The sequence below is a fragment of the Pseudanabaena biceps PCC 7429 genome, from assembly GCF_000332215.1.
GTDB classification, from domain to species: Bacteria; Cyanobacteriota; Cyanobacteriia; order Pseudanabaenales; family Pseudanabaenaceae; genus Pseudanabaena; species Pseudanabaena biceps.
The window spans coordinates 1-7,636 of sequence record NZ_ALWB01000251.1; the positions used below are offsets into that span (position 1 = coordinate 1).

Annotated in this window: 7 protein-coding genes; all 7 read left to right on the forward strand. The window is 43.4% G+C overall.

The window, feature by feature from the left end; all coding sequences use genetic code 11:
- The first annotated feature begins 291 nt into the window (after positions 1-291).
- The gene (locus PSE7429_RS19900; protein ID WP_009629149.1) at positions 292-912 is read left to right on the forward strand and encodes a hypothetical protein; all 621 of its coding nucleotides are present in this window, start codon (positions 292-294) and stop codon (positions 910-912) included.
- Positions 913-1,020: 108 nt separating this feature from the next.
- Positions 1,021-2,232, forward strand: a complete 1,212-nt coding sequence (locus tag PSE7429_RS19905; protein WP_009629150.1) for a coiled-coil domain-containing protein — start codon at positions 1,021-1,023, stop codon at positions 2,230-2,232.
- A 39-nt stretch (positions 2,233-2,271) separates the two neighbouring features.
- A complete protein-coding gene (locus PSE7429_RS23915; protein WP_009629151.1) occupies positions 2,272-4,353 on the forward strand; it encodes a GAF domain-containing sensor histidine kinase in 2,082 nt (693 codons plus the stop codon).
- A gap of 4 nt (positions 4,354-4,357) precedes the next feature.
- Complete coding sequence (locus PSE7429_RS19915) at positions 4,358-4,840, forward strand: response regulator (RefSeq protein WP_009629152.1); 483 nt, start codon at positions 4,358-4,360, stop codon at positions 4,838-4,840.
- Positions 4,841-4,901: 61 nt separating this feature from the next.
- Positions 4,902-6,047, forward strand: a complete 1,146-nt coding sequence (locus PSE7429_RS19920; RefSeq protein WP_009629153.1) for a hybrid sensor histidine kinase/response regulator — start codon at positions 4,902-4,904, stop codon at positions 6,045-6,047.
- A complete protein-coding gene (locus PSE7429_RS19925) occupies positions 6,034-6,456 on the forward strand; it encodes a response regulator (protein WP_009629154.1) in 423 nt (140 codons plus the stop codon). The genes PSE7429_RS19920 and PSE7429_RS19925 overlap by 14 nt, the downstream gene beginning before the upstream one ends.
- Before the next feature lie 59 nt (positions 6,457-6,515).
- Positions 6,516-7,535: a PAS domain-containing response regulator gene (locus tag PSE7429_RS19930; RefSeq protein WP_009629155.1), complete on the forward strand. Its 1,020-nt coding sequence runs from the start codon at positions 6,516-6,518 to the stop codon at positions 7,533-7,535.
- Positions 7,536-7,636: the final 101 nt, after the last annotated feature.

The window sequence follows — 7,636 nt, forward strand, 5'->3', positions numbered from 1 at the left end:
AATAATTGCTGTAAAACTTAGAAGAGCGTATCGCTCGCGTAGCGGGTGAGCAACGTAAGGTTTGCTTAGCCCAAAGATAAGTGGCGGCGCGAAGCGCCGCCACTTATCTTTGGGGGTTTATTTCGACTTGGTTGATCACATCATCCGCATTGTATTAATCTAGGTATTAATCTAGTTAACTATCCAGATATTTTCAGGCAATTAGTCGGGCGATTAGTTTTCCGAGAGTTGAGGCGATCACTTAATGCTCCCCCAAAAATTTATCCAAACGAGTCAATTCTAGAGAAACCTATGAAAATGTCTCTGCAAAATGCCCCATACCAGTGGCTACTCCTAATTTCCCTATTTTGTGTAACTATCGTCTCAGGTTGCAAATCACCTGAAGAAATTGCTAAGGTAAAACTCGACAAAGAGCTTGCAGAGAAAAATGCGCAAGCAGAGCAAACAAAGAAAAAAGCCCTAGACGAGTTGGAATCCCAAAGTGACAAATTTGCCGCGCTTGCGCCACCCGTAAAAGAAGTAGATCAGCCTTATATTAAAGGGAAAGTGATTTTCGTCTATAAACGAGCCGACAACAAGAGTGAATTTCTGCCAGAAGATCGGACAGCATTAGGTGAACTCTATGCCAAATCAGTTGCGGAAGTAAAGACGGTTGTGCAGATCAACTGTTTTAATTTTCGGGACGGCGACTATATCAATGAAAGAACCAATGCCAAAATACCCGCCTTTACTGTGCGCTGTGATGTAGATGTAATTGACAATACTATTCCCGCAGTCATTGTGAGTAAACAATTTGAGAATAAAAAATTACCTGACAAAACTGTCCTCAAAAAGACTGATAAGGAAATAGTTGCTCAAAGCCCTTACAAAGAAATCCAAACTTTTGTTCGCAACCTTCCCCGCAAGCCATAATAGTTACGCCGAATTACGCAGAAAAAAACTTGCAAACTTGGCAAAGTCTGTTAATGTTTGACTTGTAAAAACACCTCGGTATTGTGGGTGAGGTTATCCGTGAGTGATATGAAACGTGAAGCAGCTCTACGAGAAGTTTCGGTTCAGGCAGTACCCGTTAATGATGATGACGAACTTGACGCGCTCTTAAAAGACGTAAAGCCTAAAGAAAAAGCGATCGCCAAAGTTGCCAATATGTTGCTAAATAATTTTGAAGATCTCGATCTAGATAGTATCGATGCGTTTTCAGACGATTGGTCAGCAGAAACGACCGATCATACCAATCATCAGAATTCCCAGACTAATGCTGCATCTACCGAAAAAGCCGAAAAAGCATTGTTAATAACTGAGTTAATAACTGAGCGCGATCACCTCCATACTGAGCTAGAGACTCTAAAAGCACAACATCAGTTTGAATGTGAATATGTCGATCAGCTCGAACAGGAAATTATTAGCGTTACCAACGATCGCGATCGCCAAATCGCTGCGCTCACGAACCAAATTACCCAACTCCAAAATCAAATTTCTCAACTCCAAGCCTCTGCCCCAATGTCCGATGATCGCGATCTCAGCGATCGCTTAGCCGTTCATGTTTTGCAAATTGAGGAAGAATTTCAACATCGTTTAGCCCTAGCTATAGAAATCGAGACCCAGAAAATTAAGCAGCAACACCTACAGGAAATTAGCGACAAAAACGAGTTAATTCATCAACTCCAATGCCAGAACACTGCCCTCGATATCTCCCAGCAAACCCTCACTAAAGAGCTAGAAACTAGCCAATCGCTCCTGAGAGAATCCACCAAAACCATTGAAATTGCCCAGATTAAGTTATCGGAGGTAAAGTCTCAGCGCGATCAATTTGAGGAAGAACTAATTCAACATCTTTCCAATCGCGCCCAATTGCAACAATCCTTGCGGGGACTAGAAAATGAATATGTCAGCGATCTCACTAGAGTCCAAGAATTAGAACAGCAGATCGAAGACCTACAAAACCAAGTCCTGCAACAAGCATCAAAAACATCGGAGTATGAAGCCGCAATTCAGCATTGGAAAGAGCAGTCCGTTCGTCACCAGCATCACGCCCTACAACTCAGCGGTGCGTTAGATCGTTTACTAGCTGAGAAACCAGCCAAACAGTTAACCCCAAACCCCGTTGCCGAATCCGAACCCAACTACCGAAGCCCGCGATCGCTCGACGCATTTCCTGAAACAGCCCCATTGCGATCGCCTCGTCCAACATCCAAAGTAGATTTGCCCTCTTTTCTGGTTAGACCTCGCTAAATTCGCTAGACTCGCTAAATTATTAGGTATTGTCTTGTTATGCAGATACCTACAATCCCTACCAACGAAACAGATCGCCAAGTTGCCCTTGACCGCTATCAAATCCTCGATACCTTACCAGAACAAGAGTATGACGATTTGACCCAAATCGCTGCCGATATTTGCGGTACGCCGATCGCCTTAATCTCCTTAATCGATCGCGATCGGCAGTGGTTCAAGGCAAAAATTGGCATAGAGACCTCGGAAACCTCCAGAGATCTATCCTTTTGCGGTCATGTCGTTGCCAATAATGCGATTCTCACAGTTCCCGATGCAACCCAAGATAGCCGCTTTGCGGACAATCCCTTTGTCGTCAACGATCCCAAGATTCGTTTTTATACTGGCATACCACTAAAAACCCCCGATAATTTTACACTGGGCACATTATGTGTCATCGATCGCGAACCCCGCCACCTCACCCCTCTACAGATCGAACGTTTGACCGCTCTGAGCCGTCTTATCATTAGTCAATTGGAATTAAGGCATAGTAACGCCATTCGCAAGACCTCAGAAGCGCAGCTATCCAAAGCCTTGATGTTTCAACAAGCGATCTTTAATAGTATTAATTTTGCCGTTATCGCCACCGACTTGCAGGGCACAATTCAATCCTTCAATGCAGGAGCCGAAGCAATGTTGGGATATCAGGCAACGGAAATCCTTGGGAGGAAATCGACGATTTTCCACGATCACCATGAAATTAACCAGCGATCGCAACAACTATCAGCGGAGTTAAATCAGCCTATAGGTTCGGAATTTGATGTATTAGTCGCCAAGGCAAGATTGGGTCAAGTTATTGAACAGGAATGGACTTATATTCGCAAAAATGGCGATCGCCTTCCTGTTTTAATATCGATTGTCGCCATGCAAAGCGATCACAACGAAATTACAGGATTTCTGATCGTCGCTCAGGATATTACCGAGCGCAAAAAAGCCGCAAAGCAGCTAAAAGACATCACCGATGCCTTGGATCGCACGGCGATCGTGGCAATTACCGATATTCAAGGTACGATTACATTTGTTAATGATAAGTTCTGTGAAATCTCTCAATATCATCGCGACGAACTCATCGGACAGAATCACCATATTCTCAACTCTGGATATCATCCCCGCGAGTTCTTTAGAGAAATGTGGCAGGAGATTTCGCAAGGGCATATTTGGCGAGCAGAAATAAAAAATCGTACCAAGAATGGCTCATTTTACTGGGTTGACACCACAATCGTTCCCTTTCTCAACGACCATGGGAAGCCCTATCAGTATCTTGCCATTCGTACGGATATTACTCCCCTCAAAGAGACAGAAAATGAATTAAGGATAGAAGTTAAGGAACGCCTCAAGGCTCTTACAGAATTACATAGCTTGACCGAAAGATTGGAAACCAGCAACCGAGAATTGCAGGATTTCGCCCATGTTGCCTCCCATGACTTACAGGAACCCTTACGAAAAGTCCAAGCCTTTGGCGATCGCCTCAAGTCAACCTGTGAAGGCTCCCTGAGCGATAAAGCGCAAGACTATCTAGCGAGAATGCTGAATGCTGCAAGTCGCGCTCAAATACTCATTGATGATCTCCTCGTCTTTTCTCGCGTGACAACTCAGGCCAAGCCCTTTGAACCCGTAAATTTAAGTGTCATTTTGCAAGAAGTCCTCTCCGACTTAGAAATACGCCTTGAAAAAACAGGAGCCATGATTGAATGCGATCCATTACCTGTCATTGATGCCGATGCCCTGCAAATGCGCCAGATTTTGCAAAACCTATTGAGCAATGCCCTTAAATTTCACAAAAATAGCGTCCAGCCATTCATTCAAGTGCGATCGCGAATTTATCACAGCGACAATCAAGACTGGTGTGAAGTGAGGATTATCGATAATGGGATTGGCTTTGAGGAGAAATACGTAGAAAGGATTTTCCAGATTTTTCAACGCCTTTACGGACGAAAAGATTATGAAGGAACTGGCATTGGGTTAGCAATCTGTCGTAAAATTGTAGAACGTCATGGCGGCACGATTACAGCTCAAAGCCAACTCGATCAGGGTTCAGTTTTCATTTTTACCATACCTATCCACCAAACCGTCAGAGTTCGTTAAGATTATGACCAAAAAAGGAACCCCCATCATAATCCTAGTAGCAGAAGATGACGAAGACGATCGCCTGTTGATGCAGGAGGCTTTAGAAGAAAATCGCTTAGCTAACGATCTCTATTTTGTAGGAGATGGCGAAGAACTGATGGACTATCTACTACACCAAGGTAACTATTGCGATCCCCAAAGTGCCCCTCGACCGAATTTAATCTTGCTAGATTTGAATATGCCTCGCAAGGATGGGCGAGAAGCATTAAAAGAAATCAAGTCCAATCCTAATCTGCGCCAAATTCCCATCGTCGTCTTGACAACATCAAAGGCTGAAGAAGATATCCTGCAAACCTATGATTTAGGAGTGAGTTCATTCATTGCCAAACCCGTGGTCTTTGACTCAATGGTCAAGATCATGAGAACCTTAGGGACTTACTGGTTTGAGATTGTCGAATTACCCGATAGAGCCTCTAGCATCGATTTGCCAACCAAGAGCCCATAGGGTTCCAGTCGCCCATGATAAGACTGGAGATAAAACTGGAGATAAAACTGGAGATAAAACAATGGCTTCAGAAATTTGTCCTATCCTTTTAATTGATGACGATGAGGATGACTATCTTTTAACTCGTGATTTTTTAAGTGAATCCGAACAATTGGAATTTAAACTCGACTGGAGCAGCGATTATCGAGACGGATTAGCGAAAATTGCCGAGAATCGCCATGCAGCCTATCTATTAGACTATCGACTTGGCAAAGAGAATGGGTTAGAACTAATGCAGGAAGCGATTAGTCGGGGATGCAATAAACCGATCATCCTCCTGACAGGTGTAGGCGATAGTCAGGTCGATCGCCAAGCCATGAGCGCAGGTGCTTCTGACTATTTAATTAAGGGTAAGTTCCTCAATCCCCTACTACTGGAAAGATCGATCCTCCATGCGATCGAACGTAAGCGCAACGAGCTACAGCAGCAACAACTGATGCAAGAGCTAGCATCGGTCAATCAAGAGCTCAAAGACTTCGCCCACATCGTATCGCACGATCTCAAAGCACCTTTACGGGGCATCGCTTCTTTATCTGACTGGATTATTGAAGATTATGCCGATCGCCTTGATGAGGAAGGCAAGAAAGTATTGGGATTAATTGGGGGAAGAGTACGTCGCATGGGCGAGTTGATTGATGGTGTATTGCAATATTCCCGTATCGGTCGCCTGCGGGAAGAAAAAATCCCGATCAATCTCCATCAAGTTGTCCTAGGCGTAATTGAATTCATCACTCCTCCTGCGGGAATTAAAATCCAGATCGATCGCCAACTACCACAAATACTCGCCGATGCCACCAGAATACAACAATTATTTCAGAATTTAATCAGCAACGCCATTAAATATATGGGTAAGAGTGAGGGAGAAATCCATATTGGGTATTATGAGACAAGGGGGTTTTGGGAATTTTATATTAGCGATACAGGGATAGGGATTGAAGCGAAATACTTTAATAGGATTTTTCAGATTTTCCAAGCCTTAAATCCCAGCGACCAACCTGAGAGTACGGGAGTCGGTTTAGCGATCGCCAAAAAAATTGTCGAAATCTACGGCGGTCATATTTGGGTAACCTCAGAAATTATGCAAGGAAGCACATTTTACTTTACGCTACCAATATGTAGAAACGAAGAACCGTCCATATTTAAGGCAGACAAGCATGAAAATCTGTGATCCAATTTTGCTAATAGAAGACGACCCGCTAGATATAATGACTTTACAGAGGGGGTTTAGAGATATCAATGCCAAGAATCCCCTTTCTATCTGCTATAACGGAGAAGAAGCCCTAGAATTTTTGTCCCAGCCCAGCAATCCTACCCCCGCACTCATTATCTCAGATCTACATATGCCGCGCATGAACGGACTAGAGTTTCTGAAGATCGTCAAAAGCAGCCCAGAATGGTGCAAAATTCCTGTCGTCATTTTAACAACATCTCAAGAAGAGGAAGATCGCCTGACAGGTTTTCAATTGAGTGTTGCAGGCTATTTTGTCAAACCTTTCAAATATATTAATTTTGTCGAAAAACTACAAATAATCTATCAATATTGGTGCTTAAACGAAGTATCGACTTTCATATCCTAGCCTCATCACCCATCAAGCAGTCTCCTCCATCAATTACCTGATGCTAAAAAACTCCTATCATGATTTCCCTATCCCCAAATAATTCAGCCCAAACTAAGATTTTACTGGTGGAGAACGATCCGATCGATCAACTTGCCTTTACTCGCTATGTCAAAAGATCAGGATTATCCTACGACTATACTATTGCGAGTTCGCTATCCGAAGCCCTTAACATTCTCAATCATCAGTCTTTTGAAGTTGCGATTTTAGATTATAACTTGGGGGATGGCTTTTCCAATGAGTTATTCCCTCTTTTAAGAGAGATAAATTGTCCATTTATTATTTCGACGGGCAGTGGTGATGAGGAAATTGCCGCCACCTTAATGAATGAGGGGGCTTCTGATTATTTGATCAAAGATCCCGAACGTAACTATCTAAAAGTATTGCCCGTAACTGTTAGCAAAACCCTTGCCCGCCAGAAATCGGAACAGCAACTCAGGCTGCTCAGTCATGCTATGGAGCAGGTCAAGGATAGCGCTTATATTATCGACGAAGAAGGAAAATTATTATTTGTCAATGAAGCGCTCCGATCGCTTTGCAATTTAGGTCGAGAGAATCTCATCGGACAATCAATTGAATCCCTAGGGCAGCCTCAGCTTATAGAACAGATTCTTCCAGTCAATTCCCCTCCCCTCCTCCCTGTAGAATACGATTGGTTTTCAGATTCGGAAATCTCCATCACTAAACGAGATGGTAGTGAAGCTTCTATGTTGCTATCTCAGTCTTTTATTGAAGATGGGACAAGACGGATTCGTGTGGGTTTGATGCATGATATTACGCTCATAAAGCAAGTGGAGTTATCTTTACTGCTTACTCAAGAAAATTTAGAACGTCGTGTGCAGGAACGCACTGCTAAATTACAGGCGGCAAACCAATCCTTAGAATTAGAGATCCAAGAACGCAAACAGGCCGAAGCCCTCCTCAAAGCAAGCGAAAAACGTTATGCCACCCTTGCCGCCGCCGCACCCGTGGGGATTTTCCATACCGATCCCGTAGGCAAATGCACATATGTAAATGAATGCTGGGGCGTTGTTGCATGAATAAAAAGAAGACAAAAGAATAGAGAATATTAGGATAGATAATTAACTAACAACAGAACAGGAGACAGGTTTAGCAAGTTGAATCATGCGATTAAGCGCAG